The 17,095-nt window shown below is 34.9% G+C and carries 14 protein-coding genes; 3 read left to right on the top strand and 11 right to left on the bottom strand.

Features of this window, described 5'->3' with window-relative positions; translation table 11 throughout:
- Nucleotides 1-28: 28 nt before the first annotated feature.
- From yajC to A9G23_RS00165, 6 genes are all read right to left on the bottom strand, one after another.
- The gene (gene yajC / locus A9G23_RS00190) at nt 29-358 is read right to left on the bottom strand and encodes a preprotein translocase subunit YajC (protein ID WP_065585701.1); all 330 of its coding nucleotides are present in this window, start codon (nt 356-358) and stop codon (nt 29-31) included.
- 187 nt (nt 359-545) lie between these two features.
- Nucleotides 546-2,234 (bottom strand): NADH-quinone oxidoreductase subunit N, encoded by a 1,689-nt coding sequence (locus tag A9G23_RS00185; protein ID WP_065585700.1) that lies wholly within the window; start codon nt 2,232-2,234, stop codon nt 546-548.
- 6 nt (nt 2,235-2,240) lie between these two features.
- A complete protein-coding gene (locus A9G23_RS00180) occupies nt 2,241-3,785 on the bottom strand; it encodes a complex I subunit 4 family protein (protein ID WP_065585699.1) in 1,545 nt (514 codons plus the stop codon).
- 17 nt (nt 3,786-3,802) lie between these two features.
- Nucleotides 3,803-5,542 (bottom strand): NADH-quinone oxidoreductase subunit 5 family protein, encoded by a 1,740-nt coding sequence (locus tag A9G23_RS00175; protein WP_176700578.1) that lies wholly within the window; start codon nt 5,540-5,542, stop codon nt 3,803-3,805.
- A gap of 107 nt (nt 5,543-5,649) precedes the next feature.
- Nucleotides 5,650-5,952 (bottom strand): NADH-quinone oxidoreductase subunit NuoK, encoded by a 303-nt coding sequence (gene nuoK / locus A9G23_RS00170; protein WP_065585697.1) that lies wholly within the window; start codon nt 5,950-5,952, stop codon nt 5,650-5,652.
- Between the two features lies 1 nt (nt 5,953).
- Entirely contained in the window at nt 5,954-6,445 is a 492-nt protein-coding gene (locus A9G23_RS00165) for an NADH-quinone oxidoreductase subunit J (RefSeq protein ID WP_065585696.1), read from the bottom strand.
- 351 nt (nt 6,446-6,796) lie between these two features.
- Between A9G23_RS00165 and ppc the strand changes: the two genes are divergently transcribed.
- A complete protein-coding gene (gene ppc / locus A9G23_RS00160; RefSeq protein ID WP_065585695.1) occupies nt 6,797-9,442 on the top strand; it encodes a phosphoenolpyruvate carboxylase in 2,646 nt (881 codons plus the stop codon).
- A 567-nt stretch (nt 9,443-10,009) separates the two neighbouring features.
- Here ppc and A9G23_RS00150 read toward each other — a convergent pair.
- The 5 genes from A9G23_RS00150 to aspS form a co-directional block, all read right to left on the bottom strand.
- Nucleotides 10,010-11,074 carry an SEL1-like repeat protein gene (locus A9G23_RS00150; protein ID WP_176700577.1) on the bottom strand — a complete coding sequence of 355 codons (1,065 nt, stop codon included), beginning with the start codon at nt 11,072-11,074 and terminating at the stop codon, nt 10,010-10,012.
- 293 nt (nt 11,075-11,367) lie between these two features.
- On the bottom strand, nt 11,368-12,831 hold the full coding sequence (gene ubiD / locus A9G23_RS00145; RefSeq protein WP_065585692.1) for a 4-hydroxy-3-polyprenylbenzoate decarboxylase: 1,464 nt from the start codon (nt 12,829-12,831) through the stop codon (nt 11,368-11,370).
- Between the two features lie 91 nt (nt 12,832-12,922).
- Entirely contained in the window at nt 12,923-13,339 is a 417-nt protein-coding gene (locus tag A9G23_RS00140) for a hypothetical protein (protein WP_065585691.1), read from the bottom strand.
- Between the two features lie 15 nt (nt 13,340-13,354).
- Nucleotides 13,355-13,807 carry a dihydroneopterin triphosphate diphosphatase gene (nudB, locus tag A9G23_RS00135; protein ID WP_065585690.1) on the bottom strand — a complete coding sequence of 151 codons (453 nt, stop codon included), beginning with the start codon at nt 13,805-13,807 and terminating at the stop codon, nt 13,355-13,357.
- Nucleotides 13,808-13,816: 9 nt separating this feature from the next.
- Complete coding sequence (aspS, locus tag A9G23_RS00130; RefSeq protein ID WP_065585689.1) at nt 13,817-15,574, bottom strand: aspartate--tRNA ligase; 1,758 nt, start codon at nt 15,572-15,574, stop codon at nt 13,817-13,819.
- A 273-nt stretch (nt 15,575-15,847) separates the two neighbouring features.
- Between aspS and A9G23_RS00125 the strand changes: the two genes are divergently transcribed.
- Nucleotides 15,848-16,639 (top strand): DUF3100 domain-containing protein, encoded by a 792-nt coding sequence (locus A9G23_RS00125; RefSeq protein WP_065585688.1) that lies wholly within the window; start codon nt 15,848-15,850, stop codon nt 16,637-16,639.
- The gene (locus tag A9G23_RS00120) at nt 16,636-17,085 is read left to right on the top strand and encodes a hypothetical protein (protein ID WP_065585687.1); all 450 of its coding nucleotides are present in this window, start codon (nt 16,636-16,638) and stop codon (nt 17,083-17,085) included. The genes A9G23_RS00125 and A9G23_RS00120 overlap by 4 nt, the downstream gene beginning before the upstream one ends.
- The last annotated feature ends 10 nt before the right edge of the window (nt 17,086-17,095 follow it).

Raw genomic sequence — 17,095 nt, 5'->3', positions numbered from 1 at the left:
TACAATGAATGATAACAGATAACCTCTATTATAGTGATTTCATTGTTCCTTTTGGTAAAATTGATGTGATATAGTCACGCTTGATCACAATTTCACTAGTCTCGTTTAATTCTAATGCAATGTAACCATTTTCGTTAACTTTTGCTACGCGGCCAATAATCCCGCCTTTGGTCAATACTTCATCACCTTTTGAAATTGATGCCATTAATTCACGATATTCTTTAACGCGTTTTTGTTGTGGGCGCATAATCATAAAATAGAAAAATAAACCAAACACAACTAACATAATTGGTAGAAAATAGTCGCCACCTGGTTGGTTACCATCTGCAGCATAAGCATTAGAGATTAAAAAGTTCATATTGCTCCTCTTGATTCAAATAAATTTTTAAGGCTCAGAATTATAACACAATAAATAACTCAATTATTAACTATTTCTTGTTAAAAAGTTTCTGGAAAGTATGTGTTTTAGTATAAAATAAAGTGTTTTGTACTATATAAATTCATATGGCTTCCCCAACAAAATAATGAAAGCAAATAAATGTCAATTATGTGGTTAAATATTGTGCCATGCTAACCAAACTCAATAACCATTTGGGATAAATTCCACAAAGCATAGTCAATAAGGCACATAGCACAATAATTAACTCGCTTATTCGAATATTAGTCCATTTTAATTTAATTGAATATCCACTGAACATTTGCTCGTCACGGCAATTTGGTTTTATATAAAGATTGATTATTAAGCGCGCATAAAAATAAAGACCCAATGCGCTACCAATAACAACAGCAGCAACTAACCACCATAATTCGGCAGTTACGCCTAATAACACCAGCAAAAATCGCCCAATGAAGCCTGCGGTTAATGGTGTACCCGCCAAAGATAAAAGCCCAATACCCATCGCTAAAGCAAGGATTGGCCTTCGCCAAAATAGACCTGAAAGATCAACTTCATTTTCATGATCTTGAAGCTCATCAGAATGCGAATCTAAACTTATTGCCCCTAAAACACAGATGTTGGCTAAAATATATCCAGTCAAATAAACACCAATGGTTTCTAATGCAAGCACTTGATATTGCACTGCAATTAAAGCTGTTAATAAATAACCAAAATGCGCTATTGATGAATAGGCGAGTAATCGCTTCAAGCTAGTTTGCATTAGTGCCAACAAATTGCCCCACAAAATAGAACAAAAAGCCATAATAACTAAAATAATACGGATAGTTTCATTATTAACAATAGGCGCTAATAAAAATAATCTTGCAATGGCACAAAAAACTGCAACTTTTCCGACTGTTGATAATAATAATGCAACAACAGTTGGCGCACCTTGATAAACATCAGGCAACCAAAGTTGAAAAGGGACTAGTGATAATTTAAAACCAATACCAACCAACATTAAGCAAACACCCATCAATAATAATATACTTGGGTAAGGCATCGTTGAGAGTTGATAACTTAGACCACTAAAAGTCAATTCGCCGGTAGTTGCATAATAAAAGGCGATCCCCATCAATAAAAATACACTGGCAACAGCAGATAAAATCATATATTTAACAGCGGCTTCTAATGAATGAGTCTGCGTATATTGATAACCAATTAATCCTACAAATGGAATAGATAACAGTTCTATTCCCATAAAAAATGACATTAAATGACTTGCGTATACAAGTGTGACTCCACCTAAAGCCATAAAAAGTAGGATTAAATAAAATAATCCGTGATTAATCTGCTCTTGTTTAAACCAGCGATAAGCGAAGCACGCAACAGTAATGGATATCATTAAAATCAAACTGGTATAAAGCAATCCGTAGCCATCACAGGTAAAAAGCGCTGTGATATGACGCGCTTTCCAATCGTTCGTTACACCGTAATCAATGAGAAAATTATCATCAACATTAGAATTAGAATTAATATCTATATTTTTATTAGATGACTCTACAACTTGAGTAGGCACGGTATCAATTGCGATTGTTTCTTCACCTGATGAATTTTGTTCTTTATTGGGTTCAGAAATTGACACCGATATTTGCATATTGTCACTGCTGATATCAGAAATATGTTGTGTACTAAACGATATTTTATAGCCAATCACTACAGAACAGATTAACGCACAAGCTAATCCACATACTGTTAAAATAGTACATCCTGTAGTGCTTATTTTAAAAACAAATAGTGAAAATAACAAAACAATGATGGCAAAGCTTAATACAAAAATAGGCGATAAAGCTATCATAGGTTATTAATCTCCCACTCGCTCTGTTGTTATGTTTTGTTGTGTTTGGTTCAGGACAGAATAAGACATATCAAGAATCACTTGAGGATACAAACCAATAAAAATAAGGGCACTTAAGATACTTGATAATAACAAAAGATCTTTCTTGCTAAGCAGACGTTTTGTTTCCCTTCCTTTATCAGCAACACCATAGAAAATTGGTTGCATACGTACAATAAATGAAATAGTCAGTAACAATAAGCTAATGACTAGTAGAATAGTGTAAAAGGAAAAAACATTATAACTACCAAGTAACATCATATAATTACCAACAAAATTAGCTGTCCCTGGAATACCTAATACCGCTAATATAAAATACAAGGTAAACGAAGATAGATAAGGCACTCGTTCTTTCAATCCCACAAATTGGCTTATATTTCGTGTTGAATAACATTCAGCCAATAATCCACTAATGACAAACATGCCAACTATTGCTAAATTGATAGCTATCATTTGAATAACTACGCCTTGATAAGCAAGAATAGAACCACTATAGATTATTGCGGTTATAAATCCCATCAAAGCAATATGAATATAAGCAATTAGCTTTTTAATATCGGTTTGATTGAATGCAAGTAAGGCGGCATAAACAATCGTAAGCAGTGCAAAAGCTAACATAATTGGCATAATCATGTTTGAGGCATTAGGAAAAAGAGGTATAACAAAACGCAATAAACCAAATGCTGCTGTATTAAGTAATAATCCACTTATCATCATTGAACCAGTTGTCGCAGATTCGATATGGGCATCAATAAACCAACCATGAAAGGGAACAAAAGGAATACGCACGATAAAAGCAGCTAAAAACCCTAGCATAAGTAGAAATTCGGTATAACTTGAAATTGCTGTTTTTGTTAAGTCTTGATAGTCAAATGTCCAATGACCTGTTAAATTCCAGTTGATTAGGGCTAACGACACAATTGAGATTAGCATAAGTAAGCTACTCAGTTGAGTATAGATCAAAAATTTGCTGGCCCCATTAAAACACAATTGTGAGCTTGAGTCTCGTCGTCCCCATAAAGAGATTAAAAAATAGATAGGGATCGCTACAGCTTCCCAAAAGAAAAACATTAAAAATAAGTCATTTATTACAAATAACATCATAATAGTTGATGTCATAAATAATAGGCACAAATAAAATAAGCCAATATTGTTTAGACTTTCTTTACTAGAATAGACGATAGTCAATAACACTATAAATAATGTTGAGGTGATAACAACCATAGATAAACCATCTAAAACAAGATGAAAATGAATGCCTAATAAAGGGATCCACTCTAGATTAACTTCCTTTATCCAGTTTTCTCCTTGTTTTAATGAATTTACGGCATCTATCCATAATACTATCGCCATCAATAAAGTAAGACAAATAGTGGTAAATGCGATAGTTATTGGTAATTTTGACCAACGAATTTGCGCATTGACGGAAACAATACTTCTTTGTAAACATACATGGCATAACCAACCAACAAATCCGCCTATTACAGGTAAAAAAACAAACCATAATAACATGAATGATTACACCTTTATTAAATAAAAATCAGTAGCATTAATATGATAATGCTACCTATAACCATCGAAACCATATACCACCGAATTTGTCCGTTTTCTAGGTCAACGATGAATGAATTTACTTTTTTGATTCCCCACATTATCCAATTATCCCATAAAGCTAGGGGATCTTTTTTTAACAATTTGGCTAAATACACATAAGGCTTGACAAATAAACTGTTTAATAAATAATCATAACGCCAATCACTATGACATAAACGTAAACAGAATTTAATTATTGGTGTATTGAGTACTTCTTGCACTTCGCTATTTCGTCGATGTGCGTATAAAATATAGGCAATAAAAAAGCTTAATATTGTCACTGCAGCTGACAATAGCTGGAACGATAATTGTCCATTGGTTTTAATATTACCCATAGGAACAATACCTTGAATCGGCAATGGAACGTAAATGAACAAAGCTGTAGTAAATATCAATAAGATGAAAATCGGGCAATAACTTATCCATTTAGTTTTCGCAAACTCATGCTGTTTTTGTTTGTGATAAAATACCATTGAAATTAAACGCCAAATACCTAAGCTAGAAAATAAAATACCCATCAAACCAATCGTTCCAGATATCAATCTATCTTCAGCCATTAGGCCCCAAATAATATCCCCTTTAACGTAAAATGATGCTGAAATCCAAGGCATAGCACTAAGAGACAACATAATTATTAAAAATACTACATGCAACAGCGGAAAAGATTTAATTAAACCGCCTAATTTGCTAATATCTCGCTCACCTTGACATTTTTTGATTAAAATTGATGAGGCCAAAATCAGCAAAGTACTTGTTACGGTATAATTAATTAAGCAATTCAGTGATAAATTCCAACTCTGCGTTGAAAAAGCATAAAATAAATAACTAATTTGCGCTAAATTGATATACGTGATAATCCGTTTAATATCATACTGTACTAATGCGATAGTGCTAGCAAATAATATAGTCAATGATGAAATCATCGCTATCATAGCAAGAACGTCGCTCGACATCATAAACAAATGACTAAGTCTTAAGACTAAATATACCCCTGCTAAAATTACTGTTGAAGATTGCAACAAAGCTAATGCAGGCATTGGGGCTAATGTTGTTTCAGTAAACCATGAATGCATAGGAAATAGGGCTGATTTACTCATTGCACCAAGAAACAGCATTAAGGTTATCCAAAATATGATATCTGAATCAATAGCCAAATTCTCGTGTGCCTGCTCCAAAACTTCACGAATATTTAAGGTATCTAAAGTTTGATATAGTAAAAATATGGCAATAATTAAAAATATATCGGTTAAATGCATAATCACAAATGCTTTAACAGCTGCATAACCATTACGAGGCTGTTTATTGTAAATACCAATAAGTAAGTAAGCACTTATGCTCAAACCTTCCCAACCAATTAACATAACAAATAGATTATCAACTAATACGACGGTTAATATGCTGGCAATTAATAAATTGCTATAAGCATAAAAGGTATAAATATCCTCTCTTGACGTTAAATAGCAAGCTGCAAAAAAGTATATTAATAAACCGAAGAATGAGATTAATGATAAAAAGGTTAGCGATAAACCATCTAAGGTTAAAGAAATAGGCACAGTAAAATCACCCACTGAAAACCAATTCCACAATGGTTGAGTATAAACTAAGATCATGTCTGGTACTGTATTTGCATTAAAATCGATGCAAGAAAATACAGTAATTAATGTAATGATTAGCATAGTACTAATCCCAATAATCATCACATTAATCGATCGAATATGTCTTCCTAGGCTAACCAATACTAGAAAAGAGAGTAAGGGAACAATAATAGTTAAATAAAGTAAATTCATCCTTTCATTTCACTCAATGAGTCAATATTAAAGATTTTTCGACGATAGAATAGTTTCACCATTAATGCAAGACCGACACAAACTTCAGCTAAAGCTGTTATTACCGCTAATATTGCAAGTACTTGCCCATCAGATTGCTGCCAATAACTACTTGCCGCAACTAGCGCAACTATAGCACCATTATTCATAATCATAAGGCTAAGTAATAAAAAATAAAAATTACGGCGAATCATTACCCCTAAAAGACCAATCACAAATAATATAGAGGCAAGAATAAGACAATACATAAGTGGAATCATATTATTTCTCCGACAACAGTCGATGCATGAAATGATAAGCAATGACCGCTGCGCCAAATAATAAAAACAGGGCTAATTCAGCCATCAAAATGTAGGCATATATGGACATTTCATGCATTAATTCATGAGTTTCCTTCATTTCTGAATAGTTGGCATTTACTACTCCATAAATAAGCGCTACGAGTAGAATAAAGGCCAAGATTAATGGTTCTAAGCAAATTTTAGGACTAATTCCTTGCTTATTGTTTTCCACCTTATCCACGCTGATTCTCAAAATTGATGCGACAAGTAAAAAAAGAGTCACCGAACCACCAATAAATAATAGAATATATAAAACAGCAGAAAAAGATGCATTAAGCAGAATAAATATCAACGCAGAAGCAAAAAGTGAAATAACAAGATATAAAATTGCTTTATCAACTCGTAAGCTACTAATCACTTTTACACTAGCAACGACAGCAATAATCGACGCGATATAAAAAACAGCGATCATTAAATAATCCAATATGTATGCATAATGCTGTTAGTATATACCCAAATGATTTTAATATACAGTTTACAAATACTCAGTTCATCTAAAATTAAACCTTTCAAACAGTGATGTGGTAAACATTTCAACATGAAATAAATATTTTTATTGGTTGATATTTCATGGTAAATATAATTAAAACGATTAAAAAAAATAAAAACCATAAAATTTTATTATTTAAATTCAAATGAAAATTATTATAAAGTACATAACTTAAGCACACTAACCAATAATTATACCTGTCCTATAAAATTGACATTTGAGTCATACAGCTTAAAGGCGCCTAGGCATAATAAAAACTAAGACGAGAAAATAATGAATAACCAATACTCCTCAATGCGAAGCAATGTCAATATGTTAGGTACCTTACTGGGTAATGCGATAAAACGCGCCACCGGTAATGAAACATTTGATTTAGTTGAAAAAATAAGACAATTATCAAAATCAGCTCAACAAGGAAACACCCAAGCACATAATGAGCTACTCAAATTAATTGAAAACCTTAATGATGATGATTTATTACATGTTGCACGTGCATTTAATCAGTTTTTAAACTTAGTTAATACGGCTGCTGAATATTATGGTATTTCACCCCATGGGGAAGCTTCTAGTAGCCCCAAAAAAATGACTGAATTATTTAGTACACTTAAAAATCTCAATTTTTCAAATCAAACTATTACAGAAGCGATTAATGAGTTATCGATTGAATTAGTGCTAACTGCACACCCGACCGAAATTAATCGCCGAACCATGATAAATACCTATACGGCTATTAATAACTGTTTATCTCAACTGGATCATGATGATTTAGCCGACTATGAAGTAGAACGAATTATGCGCCGCTTAAAACAGTTAGTTTGTCAGGCATGGTATACCGATGAAATCCGCAAAAAACGCCCTACTCCCATTGATGAAGCCAAATGGGGATTTTCGGTCATTGAAGATAGCTTATGGGAAGGCGTGCCTCTATTTTTGCGTGAGCTTAATGACCAGTTAGTAGATGCCTTTGATGAGCAATTACCTGTTGAGCATGTGCCTATTAAATTCACCTCATGGATGGGCGGAGATCGTGATGGTAATCCAAATGTGACAGCAAAAGTGACCGAAAAGGTCATGCTACAAGCTAGATTAAAAGCCATAGAGTTATTTTTAGCCGATATTCAAATACTTGTTCGTGAACTTTCAATGACGGAATGTAGTGATTCAGTTATTGATCTGTTAGATGAAAAAAACAAAACCTTTTCCGAACCCTATCGAGCTGTAATGAAACAGTTACGAACACGTTTAATTAACACTCATAATTATATTGAAGCTTTGCTGAATAATGAACGAGTATTACCGCCTAGTGATATTTTAATTAAAAATGAACAATTATGGATACCGCTTTATACCTGCTATGAATCATTAATTGATAATGGCATGTCAACCATAGCCCATGGTCCATTACTTGATACTTTACGACGCATAAACATTTTTGGTTTACAATTAGTCAGATTAGATATTCGCCAAGACAGCTCTGTACACACCGAGGCACTTGACGCATTAACTAAAGAACTTAATTTAGGTAGTTATGCAAAATGGTCAGAGGAAGAAAAACAAGCATTTTTATTAACAGAGTTACAATCCAATCGACCATTATTACCTTATAACTGGCAACCAGATCAAATGGTCCAAGAAGTACTAGATACTTGTCGTGTAATAAAAAAAGCTGGCGAAGAGTCGATTGCTTCATATGTCATATCAATGGCTAAAGCCCCTTCTGATATATTAGCCGTTTACTTATTATTAAAAATTGTTGATTGCCAAAAATATATTCCAGTTGCACCGTTATTTGAAACATTAGAAGACTTAAATAACGCAAAATCGGTGATGCAAAAACTGCTGGATATTCCTTGGTATCGCAATAAAATTCAAGGTAAGCAGATGGTGATGATAGGCTACTCTGACTCGGCTAAAGATGCAGGAACACTCGCAGCCTCTTGGGCACAATATCGATCGCAAGAAGAATTAGTTAGCTTATTTAAAAAATATAATACTAATTTAGTGCTATTCCACGGGCGAGGCGGTTCAATAGGTCGAGGTGGAGCACCAGCGCATGCCGCACTACTTTCACAACCCCCAGGATCATTAAAAGGCGGGCTTAGAGTTACCGAACAAGGCGAAATGATTCGTTTCAAACTTGGTCTACCAGAAGTGGCGCTCAGCAGTTTAATGCTGTATACATCAGCGATTTTACAAGCCAACTTATTGCCACCGCCAGCACCCAAACAAGAATGGCGCGATATCATGGATAAAATGTCAGAACTTTCATGCAATTGCTATCGCAGTTATGTACGAGAACGTGCTGAGTTTGTTGATTATTTTAGAGCAGTAACGCCAGAGGCTGAATTAGGTAGATTACCACTTGGTTCTAGACCACAAAAACGCCGTACGGGCGGTGGTATTGAAAGTTTACGTGCTATCCCATGGATTTTTGCTTGGACACAAAACCGTTTAATGGTACCGTCTTGGCTTGGTGCTGGTAGTGCACTTAGAGCAGCAATTGCAGATGGTAAACAAAATCTTCTTAAAGAGATGTATCACAATTGGCCTTTTTTTAATTCCCGATTAGGTATGCTTGAAATGGTCTATGCCAAAGCGGCACCAAACATCCACGAATATTATGAACAACGTTTAGTTGATCCTGCTTTATGGCCATTAGGCGAAGAGTTAAGAAATTTGTTAACTCAAGATATCAATACCGTGCTAACCATTACAGATGATATTAGCTTAATGGCTGATTTACCGTGGATAGCACAGTCGGTGGCTTTGCGTAATACTTATATTGAACCATTAAATTTATTACAAGCTGAGTTATTAAGTCGTTCACGAAAATACAGCGATAACGGAAATATCATAGTAGAACAGGGATTAATGATTACTATTTCTGGAATTGCAGCTGGTATGCGAAACTCAGGTTAAAAAAGTTCAATGCTTTTTCTGTTGTTAACAAAGAACTCGCTTTTTAACGAGTTCTTTGATCTCATTGATGTATAAAATAGCCAAAGCTATTGCTCAATGTCGAAAATACTCAAATATTCTAAATCCAACTGTATCAAATATAAATTCGCTCCACCGAACAAAAAGCGATCTTATTGCCAATAAAAAATCGTCAGGAAACGCATTGATTTTATTTGAGTTTTTATTTTTTTTGTTTTTTAACAAAGATCATTTATTGATGTAATATGGGGCAAAAAACAAGTGCTGATAATAGATTGATATATCAAGAGGGAAATCAAAAGGAAGTATATTTATAATAGCTCCAAAAGCACCGATATTTTTACTACCAGACAGGTATGAATTGATAAAACAACTATCCAAAAATATCGCCGTTATGACTAATCAAACACAGCACATTATTATCACAATGAACAAAAAGGTATGGTAGACGATAGCGTATTTTTAATTCTTTTTTGATAGCATCCCAATAAAAAATAATCCCCTGAATGATATCGAGGTCTGTCAACCATCTAAAAAAGCAATGCTTTCTTATTTTTTAGGTAATAGTCGTTCTAAATAAGCTTTAGCGTCTGGGTCCTCTTGCTCGCTAGCTTTAGTAAACCAATAGATAGCACGCTCTTGATCTTTATCAACAGCTACACCTTCTAAATATTTCACCCCCAAATTATATTGGGCATCAACACTGCCTTGCTCTGCCGCTTTTAGATACCATTCAACAGCTTTTTTCTCGTCTTTAGCAACACCACCACCTACATCATACATCACGCCAATATTATATTGAGCATCAGCATTGCCTGCTTCAGCAGCTTTAGTAAACCAATAGGCAGCTTGCGTATTGTCAGGTTTGGTTCCTGTGCCTGTTGCATACATAATGGCTAAATTATACATAGCCAGCACATGCCCTCGTTCTGCCGCTTGTGTATAAAAATAGCTAGCCGCCATATAATCTTGTGTCAGACCCTCACCATTTTCTGACATTAGCCCCAAATAATATTGCGCTTCGGGAATATTATCTTTTGCAGCTTTACTAAACCAATCAGCCGCTGTCATGCGATCTTCGGGTACGCCATCACCAAAAAAATAGATCATACCCAGGTTTAAATAAGCGTCATAAATATCTTCATCACCTGCTTGTGTAAAATAGTCAATTGCAATTAATGTGTTTTTTTCTACGCCTTCACCTTCTTGATACATTAAAGCTAAATTATATTTAGCCAAGGCATAATTTTGATCAGCTGCTAATTTAAAATATTTAACTGCTTCGTTTAAATCACGCTTGGTTCCTAATCCGCTTTGATACATAAACGCTAAATTGTTTTGTGCTTTGGCAAGCCCTTGCTCTGCAGCTTTTTTATACCAGAAAAAAGCTCGAACGTCACTTACTTCAACACCCAATCCTTGTTTATAAATATTTCCTAATGAGTATTGAGCTTCTGCATTTCCTTTTTCTGCTGACAAACGCAAAGAAGGAAGTAATGAATCTGAATCTTTAAGCTTTAATTGAGTATCGTCAGATTGGGTCTTATAAATTGCAGCCATTGCACTATAAGAAATGGATAACAATATTATTAATAGTATTTTAATTTTTTTCATATTTTTTAAATCATTATAACATTGCCAATAATTATACATAAATGAAGCTCAAGGGAATAGTTTTTGTTTAATACTTATTTGGGTTAAGCTATTTATATAATGAAAATTAGAAATCATATATATATAATTTTATTAATCAATGTATTATGTAATTCTATTGTACAATATAGATAGATAGTAATAATTTGGTTAGTATTGAACCACTATATCTATATTATTACCTTCATTTTTTCTGTACTACGCACCGTCAATTTATTGATTTTTCCTTTAATAAACAATATGCTCCACATATACTATAAACCAAGTTCATCCCAAATTTCATCAATGCGAGCAACAACTTTAGGATCTTTCTTGATAATTTTTCCCCATTCACGATTGGTTTCACCCGGCCATTTATTGGTCGCATCCAAGCCCATTTTAGAGCCCAATCCAGATATCGGCGAAGCAAAGTCTAAATAATCGATAGGCGTATTATCAATAAAAGTGGTATCTCGATGAGGATCCATACGCGTGGAAATAGCCCACATAACATCTTTCCAATCACGAGCATTAATATCATCGTCACAGACAATCACAAATTTTGTATACATAAATTGCCGCAAATAAGACCAAACTCCCATCATGACGCGTTTAGCATGTCCTGAATATTGTTTTTTAATTGTCACAATCGCAATACGGTATGAACATCCTTCGGGGGGTAAATAAAAATCGACAATTTCAGGAAATTGTTTTTGTAAAATCGGTATAAAGACTTCATTCAATGCAAGACCCATTACCGCGGGTTCATCTGGCGGCCTACCGGTATAGGTTGAATGATAAATCGCATCTTTACGACGAGTTAAATGTGTCACGGTAAATACGGCAAATTGCTCAACTTCATTATAATAACCGGTGTGATCACCATACGGACCTTCTGATGCTAACTCATTAGGGTCGATATAACCTTCAAGCACGATTTCTGCACTAGCTGGAACGTCTAAATCGTTTGATAACGATTTCACCACTTCGGTTCGACTACCGCGTAATAATCCAGAAAAAGCGTATTCGGATAAAGTGTCTGGAACCGGTGTCACTGCACCTAAAATGGTTGCAGGATCAGCACCAATCACAACGCTAACAGGGAATTTTTGATTAGGATTTGCTTGTTGCCACTCTGCAAAATCAAGTGCCCCGCCACGATGCGAAAGCCAGCGCATAATTAATTTATTTTTGCCTAAAAGCTGCAAGCGATAAATACCCAAATTTTGCCGATCTTTATAAGGACCTTTAGTAATAGTCAGTCCCCAAGATAACAGCGGTGCCACATCATCGGGCCAGCAATGCATAATAGGTAAACGTGTCAAATCCACTTCATCATCCTTAAAAATCACCTCTTGGCAGGGAGCTGATGAACGATGTTTGACAGACATATTAAACACTTGTTTATATTTAGGTAAGACATTAAAAAATTGCCGTATGCCTTTGGGTGGTTCAGGTTCACGCAAAAATGCCAATAACTCACCGATTTCACGCAAAGCGGAAGTATCTTCCCGCCCCATCCCCATCGCAACACGTTTGGCGGTACCAAACAGATTACATAAAACAGGCATATCATAACCAATTGGGTTTTCGAATAATAAGGCAGGACCTCCACTACGTAATACACGATCAGCAATTTCGGTCATTTCAAGATAAGGATTAACAGGAAAAGTAATTCGTTTTAATTCACCTTGCTGCTCAAGATAATCTAAAAATTCTCTAAAATTTGAAAAATGCATTTATTATTACTCCCTGTTCCTGACTCATCTTGAGTTAACCACATCTAAAAGTCTTTTTTAATCCTTGATGGAAACCTATCGTTCAAATTAATTAGTCAGCATCAAAGTTTTCACTGTATATAGGTGTTTGTTTATTTTGATTACACTCAACAATTTTAGGTAATAGGGTTTCAAACTGTTTTTTGTCGATTTCAATAAATTCATCCTGATCAACTTGATAAAATAAATATTGCTCAGTTTGATCATCAAATAAAAAAGAAGCTAACCAATCATTTCTATCTTCGCTATTTTCATTAGTAAATATCTTAATAATACTATTTTCGCGCACTTCTGGTTGATCTCGTAATTTATAATCAATGATCTTTTCAGCTATGTTAGCGTCATATTCATCAAAAATAATATAATTATTTTGGTTAGATTGGCACTTTTTTATACTTATTTCAGCGTTACTGGTTGATACAAAAAAGCATAAACAAAACAGTACAATAGTATATAGATTCAATTTCATTTTCATTCAAACCTTTTAACTAGATTTAATTAAACTACGAATTTTACCAATAGCCTCACTGTTATTTGGCGATAAAGTAAGATTGGTAGCCTCATCAATCGTTAGCCATTGATAAGCTAAATGTTCAGTAAGTACGGGTGTTATCTCATTAAGAAGAGGCAGATAAAACCAATGTTCTTTATTTATCTTAACTTCTGGCGCATATCTATGTCTAAATTGTGGAAAAATCTCAAACTCAACGGTATGCTTTGCATCAATTAATTCAAGATGTTGCCCTATAATATCAATGCCTGTTTCTTCAAAAACTTCACGAATCGCGGTTTCTCTAGGCAATTCGTTAGCTTCCATACTACCTGTTACTGATTGCCAAAAATAAGGATCATCTTGACGTTGTAACATAAGACAATGATTTGTTGTCTGGCAGAAAATCACCACCAGAACAGATTCAGGATTTTTGAAATTTTGCATCAAATATCACTATTTTTTACTTATTTCAATACCTAGTTCATTTAATGCGGCCGCATTTGCTGGACTTGGAGCATCGGTTAATAAACATGCTGCTGCTGTTGTTTTAGGAAATGCTATCACATCGCGAATATTATCGGTTCCACTTAATAACATACTTAACCTATCTAATCCAAATGCTAATCCTGCATGTGGAGGGGTGCCGTATTTTAATGCATCGAGCAAAAAGCCAAATTTTTCACGTTGATCATGCTCATCAATACCTAAAATGGAAAAAACCGCTTGCTGCATTTCACTGCGATGAATACGAACCGATCCACCACCCACTTCATAACCATTTATGACCATATCATAAGCATTCGCAACAGCATTTTCCGGGTTTTTGATAAGTTCTTCTGGCGTATAGTCTTTTGGTGACGTAAATGGATGATGCATTGCACTTAATCCTTCGTCGGTTTCTTCAAACATAGGGAAATCCACAACCCAAAGTACTGCCCATTTACCTTCATCAGTTAAACCTAAATCCTTACCAACTTTTAAACGTAATGCGCCGAGTGCATCACTCACAACTTTATAACTATCAGCACCAAACAATAGAATATCGCCATCTTTAGCGTTGGCTCGATTAAGTAGGGCTTCCATTTGTGATTCATTAAAGAATTTTGCCACAGGACTTTGTACGCCTTCTAGCCCTTTATGACGTTCATTAACCTTAATCCATGCCATACCTTTAGCACCATAAACCGAAATGAATTGTGTATATTCATCTAACTGCTTGCGCGTTAATTGGGCGCCATTTGGTACACAAAGTAAAGCTACGCGACCTTTAGGATCATTGGCTGGAGTTGAAAACACTTTAAAATCAACATCTTTAACAATATCAGCCACATCAATAATTTCGAGCGGATTACGTAAATCGGGTTTATCGCTACCAAAACGACGCATTGCCTCAGCAAAAGTCAGGATAGGAAACTTGCCTAAATCGACATTTTTAACATGCAGCCAAAGTTCACGAATCATTTGTTCCATAACCTCACGCACTTGTTCGGCTGTCATAAATGACGTTTCAACATCGATTTGAGTAAATTCAGGTTGACGATCGGCACGTAAATCTTCATCTCGAAAACATTTTACAATTTGATAATAGCGATCAAATCCTGACATCATCAGCAATTGCTTAAATAATTGTGGCGATTGTGGAAGCGCATAAAATTCACCTTTATGAATTCGGCTTGGCACTAAATAGTCTCGAGCCCCCTCTGGGGTTGCTTTGGTTAACATTGGAGTTTCAATATCTAAAAAACCATGCTCATTCATAAATGAACGAACAAACGCAGTAATTTTGGCTCGAGTTTTAAAAATCGTTGCCATTTCAGGGCGACGAAGATCTATATAACGATATTTTAAACGCTGTTCTTCACTATTATTTTGATTAAAATCAAGAGGTAAAACATCGCTACGGTTAAATACAGTCAGCTCAGTGGCCAAAATTTCGACCTCGCCAGTTGCCATCTCTTTGTTGATTTGACCTTCAGGTCGGGCTCTCACTTTCCCTTTGATCTGAATACAAAATTCATTACGTAACTCACCTGCAAGTTGATACGCTTGTTGATAATCAGGGTCGAAAAACACCTGAACAATGCCTTCACGATCGCGCATATCAATAAAAATCATACCGCCTAAATCTCGACGTTTATTGACCCATCCACACAATGTTACTTCTTGATTAATATGAGATGCTGTTAACTGACCACAATAAATCGAACGCATAAAATATCCTGTTTAAATATCAATCTATAAAAATTGCAAATATTATAAATCAAATAGAGCCCTTATAAAGGCATTTATTTAGATTTATTCTTTAATTGTTTACTTATTTTGAATTGTCATTTCCATATTGTTGACTAAAGAGTAATTGATGGTACTTGTTTGTTGACGTAAGCAATTGCGGTTATGTATATTAACTACACAATGTTAGATTATGATTTTAGTTATCATGGCTAGTTCTTATTAATAATAATATATTCTATGAGGCCCATAAGGATGGAAATTTTAAAAGACTATAGAGTGCATGTACTTGCACTAGTCGTTGTTTTAGTATGTGAGTTCATCGGTAGACAATCTATCTGGATTATCACAATGTATCCGATGTTATACGCCATGATTGTTGGCGGAATAATCAGCCTTCCTAAATTAAAAATATTAAAACTAAAAAATATGAACCATGCCAGTGCCATCATGATTGTCACGTTAATGCTACTTATTGCTAAGCTTGGTGTCTCGGTTGGTCCTAAAATTGATATGATTTTGGAAGATGCTAAGTTAGCCTTAATTTTTCAAGAATTAGGTCATTTTGCTGGTACGATTTTATTAGGTTTACCTCTCGCAATGATATTAGGCATGAAACGTGAGGCGGTGGGCGCAACGTATTCTGTCGCTCGCGAACCCAATATCGCGATCGTTGCCGATAAATATGGATTAGATTCTGCTGAAGGTCGAGGCGTTATGGCGATGTATGTTTGTGGCACACTTTATGGTGCTATTTGGATGAGCATACTTGCTAGTGTAATGGCAAAATTAGATATCCTCCATCCTTATGCATTAGCGATGGGGGCTGGAGTTGGAAGTGGTAGTATGATGGCGGCATCACTTGCACCAATAAGTGACCTTTATCCTGAAATGGCTAGTGAAATCAAAGCCTATGCAACAACCGCAAACTTAATGTCGAGTATTGTTGGCATTTATATTTATACGCTATTTTCATTACCTTTTGCCTCTTTCTTATATAATCTTTTTGCCCGCTTACGACGTAACAAGGAAGGAGCGCTATCATGAAATGCCTAGAAACAATATTTTTACTGATTTTAGTTGCCATTATTATGGCTGCCGGCAATACAGTGGGCTACAAAATCGATTTTATGCTGTCATTACAAGCATTATCAATCTTAGTTGCTATATCAATAGTCGGCTATTTTGTTGGTAAAATTCCACTATTAAACAAATTCCCAGTTATTTTATGGGTATCAGTCGTAGCCGCAGCAGCTTCATCACCAATATTTCCTTATCACGAACAAGTCGTTTCAATGACTGATCAGGTTTCTTTATTGGCTGTTTGTACCCCAGTTCTTGCTTATGCAGGTCTAGCTATTGGCAAAGATTTAGCATTATTTAAAAATATTTCTTGGCGAATCATCCCTGTTTCGTTAGCCGTGTTTTCAGGTACCTTTATTTTTGCGGCAATCATTGCACAAATCACCTTGCATTGGGAAGGTGTTATCTAATTTGAATTAG

It is taken from the genome of Gilliamella sp. App4-10 (assembly GCF_001690495.1).
GTDB classification, from domain to species: domain Bacteria; phylum Pseudomonadota; class Gammaproteobacteria; order Enterobacterales; family Orbaceae; genus Gilliamella; species Gilliamella apicola_G.
Note: the sequence above shows the minus strand (reverse complement) of the source record. Positions and strands in the feature narration are given on the sequence as shown.